Raw genomic sequence first — 15,256 nt, forward strand, 5'->3', positions numbered from 1 at the left:
ACACGTTCAGACCCCGCGAGTCGAACGTTCACGACCACCGTGTCGAACACTCGGGACAGGTGAGTTCAACGCTCGCGTACACGTGCCGGTTACCGGCGGGTAACCGCTGACCAGGCACGGAACGACGCGAACGTTGAACTCGGGGGTCCTGAACGTACGACACGGTGGGTCTGGACGTACGACTCGCGCGGGTTAGGGGGTGGGGATCAGGGTGGCTATGCCGTCCAGGAGGCGTTGCAGGCCGAACTCGAAGCGGTCGGCCGAGTAGGGGGCTACGCCTGACTGGAGGGACTTGAGCAGGGCCGGGTAGTCGGTGAAGTCGATCAGTCCGGCCAGTGCGGCGTCGCGCTCGCGGGACTCGTCCGCGTCCGGTTCGCGGGTGTCCAGGCTCAGGCGGGCCTGGCCGCGCACGTAGGCGTCCACCGACTCGACCACGGCCATCTTGTCGGCCTCGCTCAACCCGGTCTCCTCCAGCGCCCGCAGCGCCGAGTCGAGCCACCGGATCGCGTTCGGCCCGGGGAACGGCGCGGCCGCCACCAACTGGAGCACCCACGGGTGCTTGCGGAAGCCCTCCCAGTCCGACCGCGCCCACGCCTCGACCTTCGCGCGCCAGTCGCCCGGCCACTCGTGCGGCAGCGTGTCGTCCAGCGCCACGGCGTCGAGCATCAGCGCTTCCAGCTCCGCCTTGCCCGGCAGGTACGTGTAGAGCGACGCGGTCCCCACGCCCAGCTCCTGGGCCACCCGGCGCATCGACAGCGCGGCCAGGCCCTCCGCCTCCACCAGGCCGATCGCCGCCTCGACGATGCCCTCCGCGGTCAAGCCGCGCTGCGGACCCCGCGCGGGTCGGCGCGCGTCCTTCCACAGCAGCTCCAGCGTCCGCCGCCGCACGTCGTCCTTTGCACCCATGGTGAAACCCAGTATACCGTTCGGAGTTGTACGAACGATGTTCGGAGTTTGGGGGAGAGATGACGGAGGACCGAGGAAGCGGGAGAGCGGCGGGAGGCGAGAGGGAGAGGCGGGCGTTGTGGGCGGCGACGCTCACCAACGGGCCCACCGAGCTGATCGACTTCGTGTTGCCGCTGTGGGCGGGTGCGGCGATCGGGTTGCGCGCGAGTGAGATCGGCGTGCTGCTCGCGGTGGAGATGGCGCTGTCGGTGGTGGTGCGGCCGGTCGCGGGGGTGGTGGCGGACCGGTGGGACCGCCGCTCCACCGCCGCCGCCGGGGCACTGCTCTACGCGCTGTCCTGCGCCGGGTACGCGGTCGCCCAGTCCGCCCCGGTGGCCTACGCGGCGGCGGCGGTCGGCGGTGCCGGGGGCGCGCTGCTGTGGGTGGCGGTGCGGGCGATCGTGAGCGAGCGGTTGGCCGAGGACTCGGCGGTGTTCGCGCGCCTGCTCTCGGCCCAGGAGACCGGGGCGTGGGTGGCCTTCGTGGTGGGGCTGTCGCTGATCGGGCCCCTCGGGTTCGGTGGCCTGTTCTGGGCGTGTTCAGGCGCGTGCGCGATCGCGGCGGTGTGCCTCCTGACGGCGCCGCGACGACCGGGGTACGGCGGTACGGGTACGGGTACTGACATGGGCACGGCTGCGGCTGCGGCCGAGACCGGAACCAAGGCCGAGGCCGGGACCCGGATCGGGCTCAGGGCGGTGGGCAAACGCTTGCGCCCCATGCTGTTCGCCGTCGTGATGACGATGGCCGCCGAGGCCGCCGTGGGGTTGCTGCTGCTCCTGCACCTGCAACGCGGGTTCGGCCTGGAGGTGGTCGAGGTGGCGTGGGTGTTCCTGCCCGGCGCCGTCGCGATGAGCGTCGCGGCCGGGTACCTGCACCGGTACGTGCTGCGGTTCGGGCGGCGGCGGGTGCTGGTCACCGCCTCGACGGCGAGCTGCGCGTTCGCGGTGAGCCTGGCGTGGGCCCCGACCCCGCACGTGATCGCCGGGCTGTGGGTGCTCAGCGGGCTGGCGTGGGCGGCGGTGCTGCCGGTGCAGCAGGCCGTCATCGCGGAGGCGTCCGCCGGGCAGGTCGGCCGCGGCATGGGTGTGTACGAGTCGGCCTGCCTGGTCGGCGCGTTGATCGGCAGCCTGGCGGCGGGCGTGCTCTACGACGGGGCGCACTGGTGGGTCGCGTGCCTGGTGGCCGCCGGGATGATCCTGGCCGGCGCGGTCGTCGTGCCGAGGGCGGTGCGGGCGCTCGGCGTGCCCGACGTGCCGGTGGAGCTCGGGCGGGCCTGACGCGGAAGAGGGCCGCCGGGGAGTGCTCCCCGGCGGCCCGACAAGAGGGTCCTACCGGGGCGGCTGGAGCAGTTCGGCGGGCACCGGCTCGTCCCGCTCCAGCGCGCCGAACAGCGCCAGCGCCTGCTCCCGGTTCCACTGCACGACCGAGCCGACGCCGCCGAGGGTCGGCGTGCCGCCCACCGGCACGGTCACCGTGTCCACTCCCCCGCCCATCGCGAACGCCATGCCCGCGAGGTTGTGCAGGTTGTCGTCCTCGGCGATCGAGATCGAGTCCGTGCCCGCGAACAGCAGCGGGAACGCGCGGAACGGGTTGGCCAGCACGGAGGGGCTCGTCGCCTTCTCGGTCAGCGCGGCGAGGAACTTGCGCTGGTTCTCCACCCGCTGGAGGTCCGCTCGGGCGAACGCCCGGGTCCGCACGAAGCCCAGCGCCTGCGCGCCGTCCAGCTCCTGGCAGCCCGCCTGGAGGTCCAGCCCCGCCAACGGGTCCTGGATCGGCTCGTCGACGCACAGGTCCACGCCGCCGACCGCGTCCACGATCCCGGCGAACCCGCCGAAACCGATCTCCATGTAGTGGTCGACGCGGATGCCCGTGGCGCCCTCGACGGTCTGCACCAGCAGCGGCGCGCCGCCGAACGCGAACGCCGCGTTGATCTTGTTCTTGCCGTTGCCCGGGATGTCCACGTAGGAGTCGCGCGGCATGCTCACCAGCGTCGCCTTCCCGGAGCCCTCCGGGATGTGCAGCAGCATGATGGTGTCCGTGCGCCTGCCGGCCGCGTCACCGGTGGCCAGCGCGGCCTTCTGCTCCTCGGACAGGTCGTCGCGCGCGTCCGAGCCGACCAGCAGCCAGTTGGTGCCCGGCGTGTCGGCGGGCCTGCCCTCGTAGTCGGGCAGCGCGTCGATGCGGCGCAGCGACGAGTCGACGTAGACCCACATGCCGACGGCGAACACCAGCAGCAGCACCAGCACCACGCCGATGGTCCGCCCGATCCCCCGCTTGCGCCGCGGCGGCGCCTGCCGGTACCCGCCCTGCGCCGCGACGGCCTGCTGCCCGGGGTGCCGCTGCCCGGCCGGCTGGTAGGAGGGCGGCGGCCGGTGCGCGTCCTGCGGCTGCCCACCGCCGACCGGGTAGGCCCGCGTCCGCTGCTGGGGGCGCTGCGGCGGCCGCCCACCCCGTTGGTACCCGCCCTGCTGATACCCGGCGTTCATGACGACCCCGCTCCGTGTGTCGGCCACTGCTCGCACCTAAAGACGCGGCGCGCGCCAAGAGGTTGCCAGCCTAGTGGTCGGGCGGCAGCACCAGCGCGGCCAGCAGGCGGTCCAGCTCGGCCGCCGGGTCGTCGGTCAGGCCGGTGTGCGCGGGCGAGGTCTGGATGATCGTCGACCGGGGCGCGGTCAGCCAGCGGAAGCGCTGGCCGGGCGACGTGCGGGACACCGGTCCCGCGGTCGGCGCGCCGTCGCAGGACAGGCCCAGGTGCGCCAGGCTGGCCCGCAGCACCTCCACGTCCAGGAACGGGTCCAGCGCCAGCACCCGCGCCTCGTCCACGTGCACGCGGGCGCCCAGGAAGTCCAGGTCACGGCAGTAGACCAGCACGCCGACGTTGACGAACTCGCCCCGCTCCTGCCGCGGCACCGCCCGCAGCAGGGCGTACTCAAACACGTGCGGCACGCGCGGCCTCCAGCTCGTCGACCCACGTCCGCGGCCCGGCCAGGCGGGCGGCGAAGAACCGCTCGTACGCGTCGCGCACGGCCTCGGGCGTGCCGAACGCCTCGTCCTCGGCCAGCCACCCGTCCGGCACCAGCGCCAGCACCTCGCGCACCAGTCCGGGCGTCACGCGCGCGGACAGCTCGGCGTCGACCGGCCCGAGCGGGCCCGCGAACGGCGTCATCAGGTGGTCGGCGGCGTCGAACCGGTAGCTCGCCGCCGGGAACCGCTCCGGCCGCCACGAGTGGTGGAAGTACAGCGAGGCGCCGTGGTCGATCAGCCACAGCTGCCGGTGCCACAGCAGGGTGTTGGGGTTGCGCCAGCTGCGGTCCACGTTGAGGGTCAGCGCGTCCAGCCACAGCAGCCGCGCGGCCAGCTCGGCGGACGGCTCGCGCACCACCGGGTTGTAGTCGAACGAGCCGGGCAGGTAGTCCAGGCCCAGGTTCCACCCGCCGCTGGCCCTCAGCAGCTCCTGCACCTCCTGGTCGGGCTCGGACCGGCCCAGCTCGGGGTCCAGGTCCACCAGGACGAGCTCCGGCACGTCGAAGCCCAGCCGGCGGGCCAGCTCGCCCACCACGACCTCGGCGACCAGCGCCTTGACGCCCTGGCCCGCGCCGCGGAACTTGAGCACGTACATGCCGAGGTCGTCGGCCTCCACCAGCCCCGGCAGGGAGCCGCCCTCCCGGAGGGGCGTGACGTAGCGGGTGGCCGCGACCCGCCGCAGCCCGTTCGTGGGTTTCACGCGGGCATCATCGCCGGTCGGCCGCGGCCACCGCCAACCGGTCAGCCGGCCGGGGCGGGGGCCGGCTCCCCGACCTCGACCGCGGCACCGCCGACCGCCGCCGCCAGCGCCGGCAGGTAGCCGGACTCCTGACCCCGGGCGGTGGGGTGGAACGACCGGTCGGTCGGGAGCAGCACCAGCCCGTTGATCCACGCGTCGGCCGCGCACGCGCCGTGGCCGGCGAACTCGTCGCGCACGTCGGCGTAGGTGAACCCGGCCTCCTCCGCCCGCGCCGCGGTCACCTCGGCCAGCACGTCCACGGCCCCGTTGAGCGCGTCCCGCTTGCGCTCGCCCATCACGCACAGCGCGCTGTCGCTGAACAGGTGCGGGTAGCCGAGCACGACCACCTCCGCCGACGTCCGCTCGCGCACCGCGGCGTAGACGCCGTCCAGCCGGGCGGGCAGCTCGTCCCGGACGAACGCCTCGGCCCGCGCCACCCGCTCCTCGCACGCCTCGTCCTTGCCGAGCGCGCAGGTGGTCATCACGTCGGCGAAGCCGGCGTCGTTGCCGCCGACGGTGATGGTGACCAGCGTCGTCGCGGGGGTGATCCGGGACGCCTGCCGCGTCACCTCCACGGTGGTGGCGCCCGAGCAGGCGGCGAACACCAGTGACGCGCCGGCGCGCTCGGCCCACAGCGCGGGGTGGGCGCGGGAGCTGCGCCGGCACGAGTCCGACGACTCCCCTCCCGCGCCGAGCCCCGCCGCGTAGGAGTCGCCGAGAGCGACGTGCTCCGGCGCGGCGGGGGCGGGGGCGAGGGACATCAGCAGCGCGACCGCGATCATCTTCATGCGGTCGTCCTACCACTGTGGACAGTGGCCGGCCCGGAAGTTAACCCGTCGGGGCTTACCCCTTCAGGGCGACGCAGACCGGGATCGGCATCTCCAGCGAGCCCACCTGCCGCAGCTTCCCGGTGGTCCGGTCGACGGCGAACGAGGTGACGTCGCCGGAGTTCTGGTTGGCCGCGAGCAGGAACCGGCCGGCCCGGTCGAGGGTGATGTGCCGGGGGTACCGGCCGCCCACCGGCGTCGCCTCGACCAGCCGCAGCGCCGCGCCGCCGCGCTCCACCGCGAACACCGCGACGCTGTCGTGCCCCCGGTTGGACAGGTAGGCGAACCGGCCGTCCGCCGACACCACGACCTCGGCGGGGTAGTTGCGCGGCGAGGTGGGCGCGCCCTCGGGGAGCGTGCCGAGCTTCGGGCCGGGCGAGAGCACCCCGCGCCGGTAGCCCGCCACCACGACCGTCGAGTCCAGCTCGTTGGCGATGTAGGCGTAGCGCCCGGACGGGTGGAACGCCAGGTGCCGCGGCCCGGCGCCGGGGTGCAGGCGCGCGGTGCTCACCAGGGCCAGCCTGCCGTCGTCGCCGAGCCGGTAGCCGTGCACGGAGTCGGTGCCCAGGTCCACCGCCAGCACGAACTCGCCGCTCGGGTCGGGCAGCACCTGGTGGGCGTGCGGGCCCTCCTGCCGCTCGGGGTCGGGCCCGGAGCCGGAGTGCTCGACCAGGTCGGTGCGCTCGCCCAGGCCGCCGTCGGGCCGCACCGGGTGCACGGCGACGCTGCCGGAGCTGTAGTTGGCCGACAGCAGGAACCCGCGGTGCAGCGCCAGGTGGCACGGGTCGGCGCCGCCGGTGGGTTGGCTGTTGATCACCTCCGGCACCCCGTCCGGGCCCACGGCCAGGGCGGTCACCGCGCCGTCCGCCTGCTCGTCGACCGCGTACAGGTACCTGCCCGCGTCGATCACGAAGGACGGGTTGGGCACGCCCTCCACCACGCCGGTCGCGCGCAGCCGACCGGTGGCCGGGTCGTACGAGCCCAGTCCGATCCCGCGCCCACCGCCCGGCCAGGTGGTGTAGGTGCCCAGGTAGGCGCGCACCTCCGCGCGCCCCTCTCCCGTCGCCACGCCCTCGGTCATCAGCAACCCCGCTCCCACACCAACGGCCCCCAGGAACCGACGCCTGTCCACCACCACACCGAACCTCCGCTCGACCGCCCGCGGCAGTTCCACACTGGCCCGGACCGTCGTCGATCAGCAAGAGGCGCAACGAAGATTGCGCTCAGCGCAACGGATCGTCCTCCCGGAGGCGGGCCAACTCGACCTGGGGATCGTACGAGGGCTCCGGGTACACCGGTCCGAGGTCCCGCAGGGCCTCCAGCAGCAGCCGGGCCACCGCCCAGTTCCGGTACCACTTGCGGTCGGACGGGACGACGTGCCAGGGCGCGGCCGGCGTCGAGCACCGGGTCAGCGCCTCCTGGTAGGCCAGTTGGTACCGGGAGAACTTCGCCCGCACGGCCAGGTCCTGCGGGTCGTACTTCCACCGCTTGACCGGGTTCTCCAGCCTGGCGATCAGCCGCTCCCGCTGCCGCTGCGGCGAGATGTGCAGCAGGCACTTGACCACCGTCGTCCCCGCCTCGGCCAGCTCGCGCTCGAAGTCGTTGATCGCCTCGTAGCGGCGGTCCAGCTCGGCGGCGGGCACCAGCTCGTCGACCCGCGGGACCAGCACGTCCTCGTAGTGGGAGCGGTCGAACACGCCGATGTAGCCGGGCTCGGGCAGCTGCCTGCGGATGCGCCACAGGAAGTGGTGCCGCCGCTCGGCCGGGGTGGGCTTCTTGAACGAGGCGATGCGCAGGCCCTGCGGGTTGACCAGGCCCGCGACGTGCCGGATCGTGCCGCCCTTGCCGGAGGTGTCGATGCCCTGGAGCACCAGCAGCACGCTGCGGCGACCCCCGCCGAGGCCCTCGGCGTAGAGGGTCTCCTGGAGCGCGTCGAGCTGCTCGCCGACCGCCGCCAGGTCCTCGGCGGCCTCGACCTTCGACGACGGCCCGACCGGCGTGGCGGCGGGGTCGACCCCCGCGAGGTCGAATTCCGGACCGACCCGGAAGGCGGTGGAGACCGACTGCGCCCGCGTGGACTTCTTCGCCATCTTCGCCAAGGTAGTCGCCCCCCGCGGGAAGCGCGTGCTGCGCAACGGATCACTGTGTTACCGGCGGATTGCGCAACGAATACACCGGACACGCAACGGCCGGCGGCTGAAATCGCTGGCATCCGCCCTCTAGCCTGATGACATGACCGCCATCGCCCTTCCCACCTCCGAGCAGTTCATCGCGCTCGACGACGAGTGGAGCACGCACAACTACCACCCGCTGCCGGTCGTGATCTCCCACGGCGAGGGCGCGTGGGTGACCGACGTCGAGGGGCGCCGCTACCTGGACTTCCTGGCCGGCTACTCGTCGCTGAACTTCGGCCACCGCCACCCGGAGCTGGTGGCCGCCGCGGTCGAGCAGCTGGGCCGGGTCACGCTGACCAGCCGGGCGTTCCACCACGACCAGTTCGGCCTGTTCTGCCGCGAGCTGGCCGAGCTGACCGGCACCGACCTGGTGCTGGCCATGAACTCGGGCGCGGAGGCGGTGGAGTCCGCGATCAAGGTCGCCCGCAAGTGGGCCTACCGGGTCAAGGGGGTGCCAGAGGGCACCGCCGAGATCATCGTCGCGGGCTCGAACTTCCACGGCCGCACCACCACGATCGTGTCGTTCTCCACCGACGAGAGCGCCCGCGCCGACTTCGGGCCGTTCACGCCGGGCTTCCGGGTGGTCGAGTACGGCTCGCTCGACGCGCTGCGCGCGGTGTTCACCGAGCGCACCGCGGCCGTGCTGCTGGAGCCGGTCCAGGGCGAGGCGGGCGTGGTCGTGCCCCCGGCGGGCTACCTCGCGGGCGTGCGGGCGCTGTGCGACGAGCACGGCGCGCTGATGATCGCCGACGAGATCCAGTCCGGCCTCGGCCGCACCGGCGAGGTGCTGGCGCTGGACCACGAGGGCGTGCGCGCCGACCTCTACACGCTGGGCAAGGCGCTGGGCGGCGGCATCCTGCCGGTGTCCGCGGTGGTCGGCAGCCGGGCGGCGCTGGGCGTGCTGCGGCCCGGCGAGCACGGGTCGACCTTCGGCGGCAACCCGCTGGCGTGCGCGGTCGGCCGGGCCGTGGTGCGGCTGCTGTCGACCGGCGAGTTCCAGCGGCGCTCCCGCGAGCTGGGCGCCCACCTGCACGCGCGGCTGGGCGAGCTGGTCGGGCACGGGGTGGCCGAGGTGCGCGGGCGCGGCCTGTGGGCCGGGGTGGAGATCGCGCCCGGCGGCCCGCGCGGGCGGGAGGCGTCCGAGGCGCTGGCGCGGCGGGGCGTGCTCTGCAAGGAGACCCGGGACACGACGCTGCGCGTGGCGCCGCCGCTGGTGATCACCCGCGCCGAGCTGGACCGCGGCGTGGACGCGATCGGTGAGGTGCTGACCACGCACCGCTGACCGGGTGCCCGAATTGCACCTTCGGCCCGATCGCGCAGGTCACAGACGTGTCGAGGTCGCGGTGTTCGTCGACCCCGACGCCCATGATTGACCACATGGGTGAACGCAAGCGGGCCGAAGCGGCCAGGGCGCTGGGCCGGTGGACCGAACCTGAGGAGGTCCTGGCGCGCGGTCGCGAGCTGCGCGCGGCGGTGGGCCACGAGGCGCACCGCGAGGTGCCGCTCGCCCCCGACCGGCCGGGGGTGGTCGAGTTCGTCGAGGCGTCCAACGAGGGCAGGCTGCCCGAGCTGGTGCCGCTGCGGGTCGGCCGGATGCTCGCCTCGCCGTTCGCGTTCTTCCGGGGCAGCGCCGGACTCATGGCGGGCGACCTGGCGGTGGGCGGGCGCACCGGGCTGGACGCCCAGCTGTGCGGCGACGCGCACGCGGCGAACTTCGGGCTCTACGGCACGCCCGAGGGCACCATCGTCATGGACGTCAACGACTTCGACGAGACGCTGCCCGGCCCGTGGGAGTGGGACCTCAAGCGCCTGGCCACCTCGCTGGTGCTGGCCGGCCGCGAGGGCGGCGTGTCGGAGAAGGGCTGCCGCGACGCCGCCGAGGACGCCGTGCGCGCCTACCGGGGCGCGGCCCGGCGCCTGGCCGAGATGCCGTTCCTGGAGTCGTGGAGCGCGCTGGGCGACGAGTCGGCGCTGTCCCGGACCAAGGCCGACGACCTGCTGGACCACTTCACCAGGGCCGCGTCCAAGGCCCGCCGCAACACCAGCGCCCGGGTGGCGGCGAAGTGGACCAGGCGCGAGGACGAGCACTGGCGGTTCATCCCGGACCCGCCGGTGCTGACCCGCATCTCCCCCGGGGTCGCGCAGACCGTGGTGGACGCGCTGCCGGCCTACGTGGACACGCTGCGCGAGTCCCGCTACAACCTGATCATGCGCTACGGCGTGTCGGACGTGGCGTTCCGCGTGGTCGGCACCGGCAGCGTCGGGCTGCGCAACTACCTCGTGCTGCTGCACGGCAACGGCGACGAGGCGCTGGTGCTCCAGGCCAAGGAGGCCCGGCCGTCGGCGCTGGCCCCGTTCCTGCCCGCCGCGCCCGTCAAGCACGAGGGCAAGCGGATCGTGCACGGCGCCCGGCTGGTGCAGGCGGAGACCGACATCCTGCTGGGCTGGACCACCATCGAGGGCCGGCCGTTCATCGTCCGGCAGTTCCGCAACCGCAAGGGCGAGATCGACGCGACCACGCTCAAGCGCGACGACCTGGACGACTACGGCCGGCTCGCGGGCGCGCTGCTGGCCCGCGCGCACAGCCGGTCGCTGGACCCGAGGCTGCTCGCCGGGTACTGCGCGGGCGGCGAGGAGCTGGACGGGGCGATCGCCCGGTACGCGCTGGACTACGCCGACCGGACCTGCGCCGACCACGAGGAGCTGGTGCGGGCGGTCAAGGCCGGTCGGCTGGCCGCCGAGACCGGATGACCTGGCGGGCGACCAGGTAGAGCACCACCGCGTTCAGCGCGTGCCAGGCGTAGTGCGTGCCGGTCGGCCAGGCCGCGCACAGGGGCTCGTCGAGCGTGCGGAGGGTGACCGAGACGGCGAACACGGCGGCGGCCGCGGCCAGGTCGTGCCACGGCCGCCGGCGCGCCGCCGCGACCGCGGTGATCACCACCAGCGCGGTGAACGGGGCCAGGTAGATGCCCGAGCCGCCCGGGACCAGCGCGCCCAGCGGCGCGCTGACCACCGCGAACACCAGGAACAGCGGGATCGCCCACCAGGCCCGCGACCAGGGGACACCCAGGTGGTGGTGGGTGAACACGGCCAGGTACCAGACCACGTAGAGCGCGATGAACCCGACGTCGAACCAGTTGGTCAGCGTGGTCGCCAGGGTGTGGAAGCTCAGGCTGCCCAGGCCCACCAGGGCCAGCAGCACGGGCAGGGCGCGCAGGCTCGCCGGGCCGGGCCGGTACCGCCACCACAGCCAGGCGGCGGCGACCAGGAAGGCGGCGTTGCTCAGGGCGTTGAGCGGCTCGGCCCAGAGGCCGGGCCCCAGGCGCTCGCAGTAGGCGTCCACGTGCTCCACGGGAGGTGTTGTACCCCGTCGAGGTGAACTCCGGGGATGACGCCGCTAAGTTCGCCGGTGTGGAGTGGATCGGAGTCATCAGGCACGGCGAGAGCCTCGGCAACGTGGCCCGCGAGGTCGCGGAGTCCGGGGGCCACGAGGTCATCGACATCCCGGAGCGGGACGCGGACGTGCCGCTGTCCCCGGCGGGGGTGGACCAGGGGCGGGCGCTGGGGCGGTGGTTCGCCGAGATGCCCCGCGAGCAGTGGCCGGACGTGGTGGTGGCCTCCCCCTACCGGCGGACCATCGACACGGCCGCGCTGGCGCTGCGCGGGCACCCCCGGATGCTGGTCGACGAACGGCTGCGCGACCGCGAGCTGGGCGTGCTGGACCTGCTGACCACCCACGGCGTGGCCGCGCGGTACCCGGAGGAGCTGATCCGCAAGCGGCGGCTCGGCAAGTTCTACCACCGGCCGCCGGGCGGCGAGTCGTGGGCGGACGTGACGCTGCGGCTGCGGTCGCTGATGCGGGACCTGGAGGGTCGGCGCGTGCTGCTGTTCGCGCACGAGATCACCCACTTCCTGCTGCGCTACCTGCTGGAGCACCTGCCCGAGAAGGACCTGCTGGCCTACGCGCACAACTCGCTGGTGCCGAACGGGGCGCTGACCTCGTGGCGTCGGGACGGCGATCTGTGGGTACTGGAGGAGGAGTTCCAGGTAGACCAGCTGCGCGAGCACGGCGCCGAACCCACGGAGACCGAGGATGCCACGATCAGGTCCACCTGAGCCCGTCACGTCCGCGCTGCTGCGCGAGTGGCTGCCCGAGCGCGAGGACCGCGGCACGGTGCTGGTGATCGGCGGGTCGCGCCGGGTGCCGGGGGCGGTGCTGCTCTCGGGCATCGCGGCGCTGCGGACCGGCGCGGAAACCCTCCAGCTGGCCATCGCCGAGCGGCACGCCTCCGGGCTCGGGCTGGCGGTGCCGGAGGCCCTGGTCGTCGGGCTGCCCGAGACCGACGGGGGCGCGGTGTCGCGCGAGGCCGTGGACGTGCTGGGCGGCCTGGTCGGCGAGGCGACGTCGGTCGTCGTCGGGCCCGGCCTGGTGGACCCGGACGAGACGGCCGCCCTGCTGGAGCGGCTGCTGCCGCTGGTGCGCGGACCCGTGGTGCTGGACGCGTTCGCGCTGGGCGCCCTGGGCACGCACCCCGGGCTGGGCGACCCGGTGCGCGGGCGGATGGTGCTGACGCCGAACACGGTCGAGGCGGGCTACCTGCTCGGGGCCGAGGTCGAGGACCACGTGGAGGCGGCCGCGGCGATCGCGGAGGAGCACGACGCGGTGGTGAACCTGATGGGCGTGGTGGCCGCGCCGGACGGGCGGGTGTGGCGCGACAGCACCGGCCACATCGGACTGTCCACCTCGGGCAGCGGGGACGTGCTGGCGGGCCTGGTCGGCGGGCTGCTGGCCCGGGACGAGGACCTGGCGCGGGCCACCTGCTGGGCCGGGCACGTGCACGCGATGGCCGGGCAGCGGCTGGTGCCGCGCACGGGGCTGACCGGCATGCTGGCCCGCGAGCTGCTCGACGAGGTGCCGCACGTGCTGGTGGAGCTGCGGTCGCGCTAGCCGCGGGCCTGCGGTCGCGCTAGCCGCTAGCCGCGGGCTCGTCCCGCTGCCAGAGGGCGGCGAGCACGACGGGCACGGCGCCGCCGAGGGTGACCGCGACGGTCAGCGCCCGGCCCGCCGTCCCGTCGAGCAGGACCTGGGCGAGGGTGGCGAGGGTGGTCAGCACGAGGACGGCGGCCACCGCGAGCCAGAACCGCCTGCTGTATCGGCGTCTCATGTGCCCAGAATCCTCCTGCGGGCCGGGCGCGTCATCACCGGAACGGGTTGAACGCGGACCACCACGACCGGGGCGGCGACCACCAGGGCAGGGGCGCCGCGCGGGCGCTCGCGGTGCCGGGCCACCGCGACCACCAGGACCAGCACCACCAGGCCCACCACGACGGTCACGCCGGGCAGCCCGGGCAGCTAGCGGACGCGCTCCACGCGCGCCTCGTCCCACACCGGCTCGTCCACCTCGACCACCCGGCCGTCGGAGCGGAACAGCAGGAAGCGGTCGAAGGAGCGGGCGAACCAGCGGTCGTGCGTGACCGCGACGACCGTGCCGGTGAACTCGTCCAGGGCCTGCTGCAACGCCTCGGCCGAGTTCAGGTCGAGGTTGTCGGTCGGCTCGTCCAGCAGCAGGAGCGTGGCGCCGGACAGCTCCAGCAGCAGCACCTGGAACCGCGCCTGCTGACCGCCGGACAGCGTCTCGAACCGCTGGTCGCCCTGCTTGCCCAGGCCGTAGCGGCTCAGCGTGGCCATCGCGGCGCCCCGGTCGCGGCCCGCGCGGCCGTCCTCGCCGTGCCACAGGACGTCGACCAGGGTGCGGCCGATCCACTCCGGGTGCTGGTGGGTCTGCGCGAACAGGCCCGGGACCACGCGGGCGCCCAGCCGCGCGGTGCCGGTGTGGGCGACCTCGTTCCCGCCCAGCAGGCGCAGGAAGTGGCTCTTGCCGGAGCCGTTGGAGCCCAGCACGGCCACCCGGTCGCCGAAGAAGACCTCCAGGTCGAAGGGCTTCATCAGCCCGGTGAGCTCCAGGTCCGCGCAGGTGATCGCGCGGACGGCGGTGCGGCCGCCGCGCAGGCGCGGGGCGACCTTCTCGTCGGTCGGCAGCTCCGGCGGCGGGCCCGCCTCCTCGAACCGCTCCAGCCTGGCCTTCTGCACGCGGTACTTGGCCGCCATGACCTCGCTGATCCGCGCCTGGACCTGGAGGGTCCGGACCAGGTCCTTGAGGCGCTCGTGCTCCTCGTCCCAGCGGCGGTGCTGCTCGGCGAGGCGTTCGACGCGGTGCGCGCGGGCGGCGTGCCAGGTGCCGAACGAGCCGGCGTGCGTCCACGCGGACCGGGCCTCGACGGTGACCACCTGGGTGGCGGCGACGTCGAGCAGTTCGCGGTCGTGGCTGACCAGCAGGACGGCCTTGCCGGTCTCGGTGAGGCGGGTCTCCAGCCATCGCTTGCCCGGCACGTCCAGGTAGTTGTCCGGCTCGTCGAGCAGCAGCACCTGCTCGGGGCCGCGCAGCAGGGCCTCCAGCACCAGGCGCTTCTGCTCGCCGCCGGAGAGCGTGCGGACCTCGCGGAACCGGGCCCGGTCGAACGGCACGCCCAGGGCGGCGACGGTGACCGTGTCCCACAGGACCTCGGCCTCGTAGCCGCCGGCCTCGCCCCACGCGGTGAGCGCGTCGGCGTAGCGGAACTGGGTCGGCTCGTCGTCGGTGTCCATGAGCTGGAGCTCGGCCGCGTCGAGGGCCTCGGCGGCGGCGCGCAGGGGGTGTGGCGAGGCGGCCAGGAGCAGGTCGCGGACGGTGCTGCCGTCGCGGACCGAGCCCACGAACTGCGGCATCACGCCCAGGCCGCCCTGCACGCGGACGCTGCCCGCGCCGGGTGTCAGCTCGCCGGAGAGGATGCGGAGCAGGGTCGTCTTGCCGACGCCGTTGGCACCGACCAGCGCGACGACGCTGCCCGCGCCGACCTTGAACGAGACGTCGCGGAACAGCTCGCGGCCGTCGGGCAGGCGGAAGGCGAGGCCGTTGGCGTCCAGGAATCCCACGACCGGCATGGTCCGGCATGGGAGGGGACTGTGGCCAGCGCTTTTGCCCCGGTGTAGGCGAGGTCATGGCGGTGCCGCGCCGGTGGTCGGGCCCGGTGGTCACCGGCCGCGCGTGGATGAGCACGCCGCAACGGCCGGTCCCGGTCGCACCGGGCCCTGGTGGCGCGGTCCGCCTAACGCCAGGTGTACCCGCGCGTCAGCACCAGCACGGCGGCGAACCCGAGCGAGCCCAACGCGGGGCCGAAGGACCCGAGCACCAGCAGCAGCACGCCCAGGGCGGCGAACACGGCGACCAGGGCGTAGCTCAGGACCGGGTTGCCGGGTTTCCCGGCGACGAGCGCCGAGGCCAGGCCCGGCTCCTCGTCCGCGAGTCTCATCTCGATCTCACTCAGGGTGCGGCGTTCCGCTTCGCTCATCACGGGCGAGGGATACCCGGCCCCAACCAGGCAAAACCAGCCCCGAACGGGGGTCCCACAGGCCCCGAACGGCCGACACGGCACCGCCCCGAACGTTGAACTCGGGGGTCCTGAACGTACGACACGACAGTCCCGAACGTACGACTCGCGCGCGAGTC

Annotated in this window: 17 protein-coding genes; 5 read left to right on the forward strand and 12 right to left on the reverse strand. The window is 74.1% G+C overall.

The window, feature by feature from the left end; translation table 11 throughout:
- Positions 1-192: 192 nt before the first annotated feature.
- Complete coding sequence (locus ACFP3R_RS35390; protein ID WP_380642973.1) at positions 193-906, reverse strand: TetR/AcrR family transcriptional regulator; 714 nt, start codon at positions 904-906, stop codon at positions 193-195.
- Between the two features lie 116 nt (positions 907-1,022).
- Here ACFP3R_RS35390 and ACFP3R_RS35395 point away from each other — a divergent pair, with 116 nt between their 5' ends.
- Positions 1,023-2,222, forward strand: a complete 1,200-nt coding sequence (locus tag ACFP3R_RS35395; protein WP_380642975.1) for an MFS transporter — start codon at positions 1,023-1,025, stop codon at positions 2,220-2,222.
- A 51-nt stretch (positions 2,223-2,273) separates the two neighbouring features.
- On the opposite strand, the gene ACFP3R_RS35400 is transcribed toward ACFP3R_RS35395, so the two are convergent.
- The 6 genes from ACFP3R_RS35400 to ACFP3R_RS35425 form a co-directional block, all read right to left on the reverse strand.
- A complete protein-coding gene (locus ACFP3R_RS35400) occupies positions 2,274-3,458 on the reverse strand; it encodes an LCP family protein (protein ID WP_380642977.1) in 1,185 nt (394 codons plus the stop codon).
- Between the two features lie 43 nt (positions 3,459-3,501).
- The gene (locus tag ACFP3R_RS35405) at positions 3,502-3,891 is read right to left on the reverse strand and encodes a DUF3037 domain-containing protein (RefSeq protein WP_380642979.1); all 390 of its coding nucleotides are present in this window, start codon (positions 3,889-3,891) and stop codon (positions 3,502-3,504) included.
- Positions 3,875-4,669, reverse strand: coding sequence for a HipA family kinase (locus ACFP3R_RS35410; protein WP_380642981.1), 795 nt, complete (start codon positions 4,667-4,669; stop codon positions 3,875-3,877). Before ACFP3R_RS35410 ends, ACFP3R_RS35405 begins: the two co-directional genes overlap by 17 nt.
- 41 nt (positions 4,670-4,710) lie before the next feature.
- Complete coding sequence (locus ACFP3R_RS35415; protein WP_380642983.1) at positions 4,711-5,496, reverse strand: SGNH/GDSL hydrolase family protein; 786 nt, start codon at positions 5,494-5,496, stop codon at positions 4,711-4,713.
- Between the two features lie 55 nt (positions 5,497-5,551).
- The gene (locus tag ACFP3R_RS35420; protein ID WP_380642985.1) at positions 5,552-6,616 is read right to left on the reverse strand and encodes a lactonase family protein; all 1,065 of its coding nucleotides are present in this window, start codon (positions 6,614-6,616) and stop codon (positions 5,552-5,554) included.
- Between the two features lie 142 nt (positions 6,617-6,758).
- Positions 6,759-7,625, reverse strand: a complete 867-nt coding sequence (locus ACFP3R_RS35425) for a PPK2 family polyphosphate kinase (RefSeq protein ID WP_380642987.1) — start codon at positions 7,623-7,625, stop codon at positions 6,759-6,761.
- A gap of 142 nt (positions 7,626-7,767) precedes the next feature.
- Here ACFP3R_RS35425 and rocD point away from each other — a divergent pair, with 142 nt between their 5' ends.
- Positions 7,768-8,991, forward strand: a complete 1,224-nt coding sequence (gene rocD / locus ACFP3R_RS35430) for an ornithine--oxo-acid transaminase (RefSeq protein WP_380642988.1) — start codon at positions 7,768-7,770, stop codon at positions 8,989-8,991.
- Between the two features lie 95 nt (positions 8,992-9,086).
- A complete protein-coding gene (locus ACFP3R_RS35435; RefSeq protein WP_380642990.1) occupies positions 9,087-10,460 on the forward strand; it encodes a DUF2252 domain-containing protein in 1,374 nt (457 codons plus the stop codon).
- Here ACFP3R_RS35435 and ACFP3R_RS35440 read toward each other — a convergent pair.
- Entirely contained in the window at positions 10,426-11,061 is a 636-nt protein-coding gene (locus tag ACFP3R_RS35440; RefSeq protein ID WP_380642992.1) for a hypothetical protein, read from the reverse strand. The genes ACFP3R_RS35435 and ACFP3R_RS35440 overlap by 35 nt on opposite strands.
- Positions 11,062-11,120: 59 nt before the next feature.
- Between ACFP3R_RS35440 and ACFP3R_RS35445 the strand changes: the two genes are divergently transcribed.
- On the forward strand, positions 11,121-11,825 hold the full coding sequence (locus ACFP3R_RS35445; RefSeq protein WP_380642994.1) for a histidine phosphatase family protein: 705 nt from the start codon (positions 11,121-11,123) through the stop codon (positions 11,823-11,825).
- On the forward strand, positions 11,803-12,657 hold the full coding sequence (locus tag ACFP3R_RS35450) for an NAD(P)H-hydrate dehydratase (RefSeq protein ID WP_380642996.1): 855 nt from the start codon (positions 11,803-11,805) through the stop codon (positions 12,655-12,657). Before ACFP3R_RS35445 ends, ACFP3R_RS35450 begins: the two co-directional genes overlap by 23 nt.
- Positions 12,658-12,676: 19 nt before the next feature.
- Here ACFP3R_RS35450 and ACFP3R_RS35455 read toward each other — a convergent pair whose 3' ends face one another.
- From ACFP3R_RS35455 to ACFP3R_RS35470, 4 genes are all read right to left on the reverse strand, one after another.
- Positions 12,677-12,874, reverse strand: a complete 198-nt coding sequence (locus ACFP3R_RS35455) for a hypothetical protein (protein WP_380642998.1) — start codon at positions 12,872-12,874, stop codon at positions 12,677-12,679.
- Entirely contained in the window at positions 12,871-13,044 is a 174-nt protein-coding gene (locus ACFP3R_RS35460; RefSeq protein WP_380643000.1) for a hypothetical protein, read from the reverse strand. The genes ACFP3R_RS35455 and ACFP3R_RS35460 overlap by 4 nt, the downstream gene beginning before the upstream one ends.
- A gap of 18 nt (positions 13,045-13,062) precedes the next feature.
- Positions 13,063-14,691, reverse strand: a complete 1,629-nt coding sequence (locus ACFP3R_RS35465; protein ID WP_380643002.1) for an ABC-F family ATP-binding cassette domain-containing protein — start codon at positions 14,689-14,691, stop codon at positions 13,063-13,065.
- Positions 14,692-14,855: 164 nt separating this feature from the next.
- Complete coding sequence (locus ACFP3R_RS35470; protein WP_380643004.1) at positions 14,856-15,098, reverse strand: DUF3040 domain-containing protein; 243 nt, start codon at positions 15,096-15,098, stop codon at positions 14,856-14,858.
- Between the last annotated feature and the right edge of the window lie 158 nt (positions 15,099-15,256).

The sequence above is a fragment of the Saccharothrix lopnurensis genome (assembly GCF_042658445.1).
GTDB classification, from domain to species: Bacteria; Actinomycetota; Actinomycetes; order Mycobacteriales; family Pseudonocardiaceae; genus Actinosynnema; species Actinosynnema lopnurensis.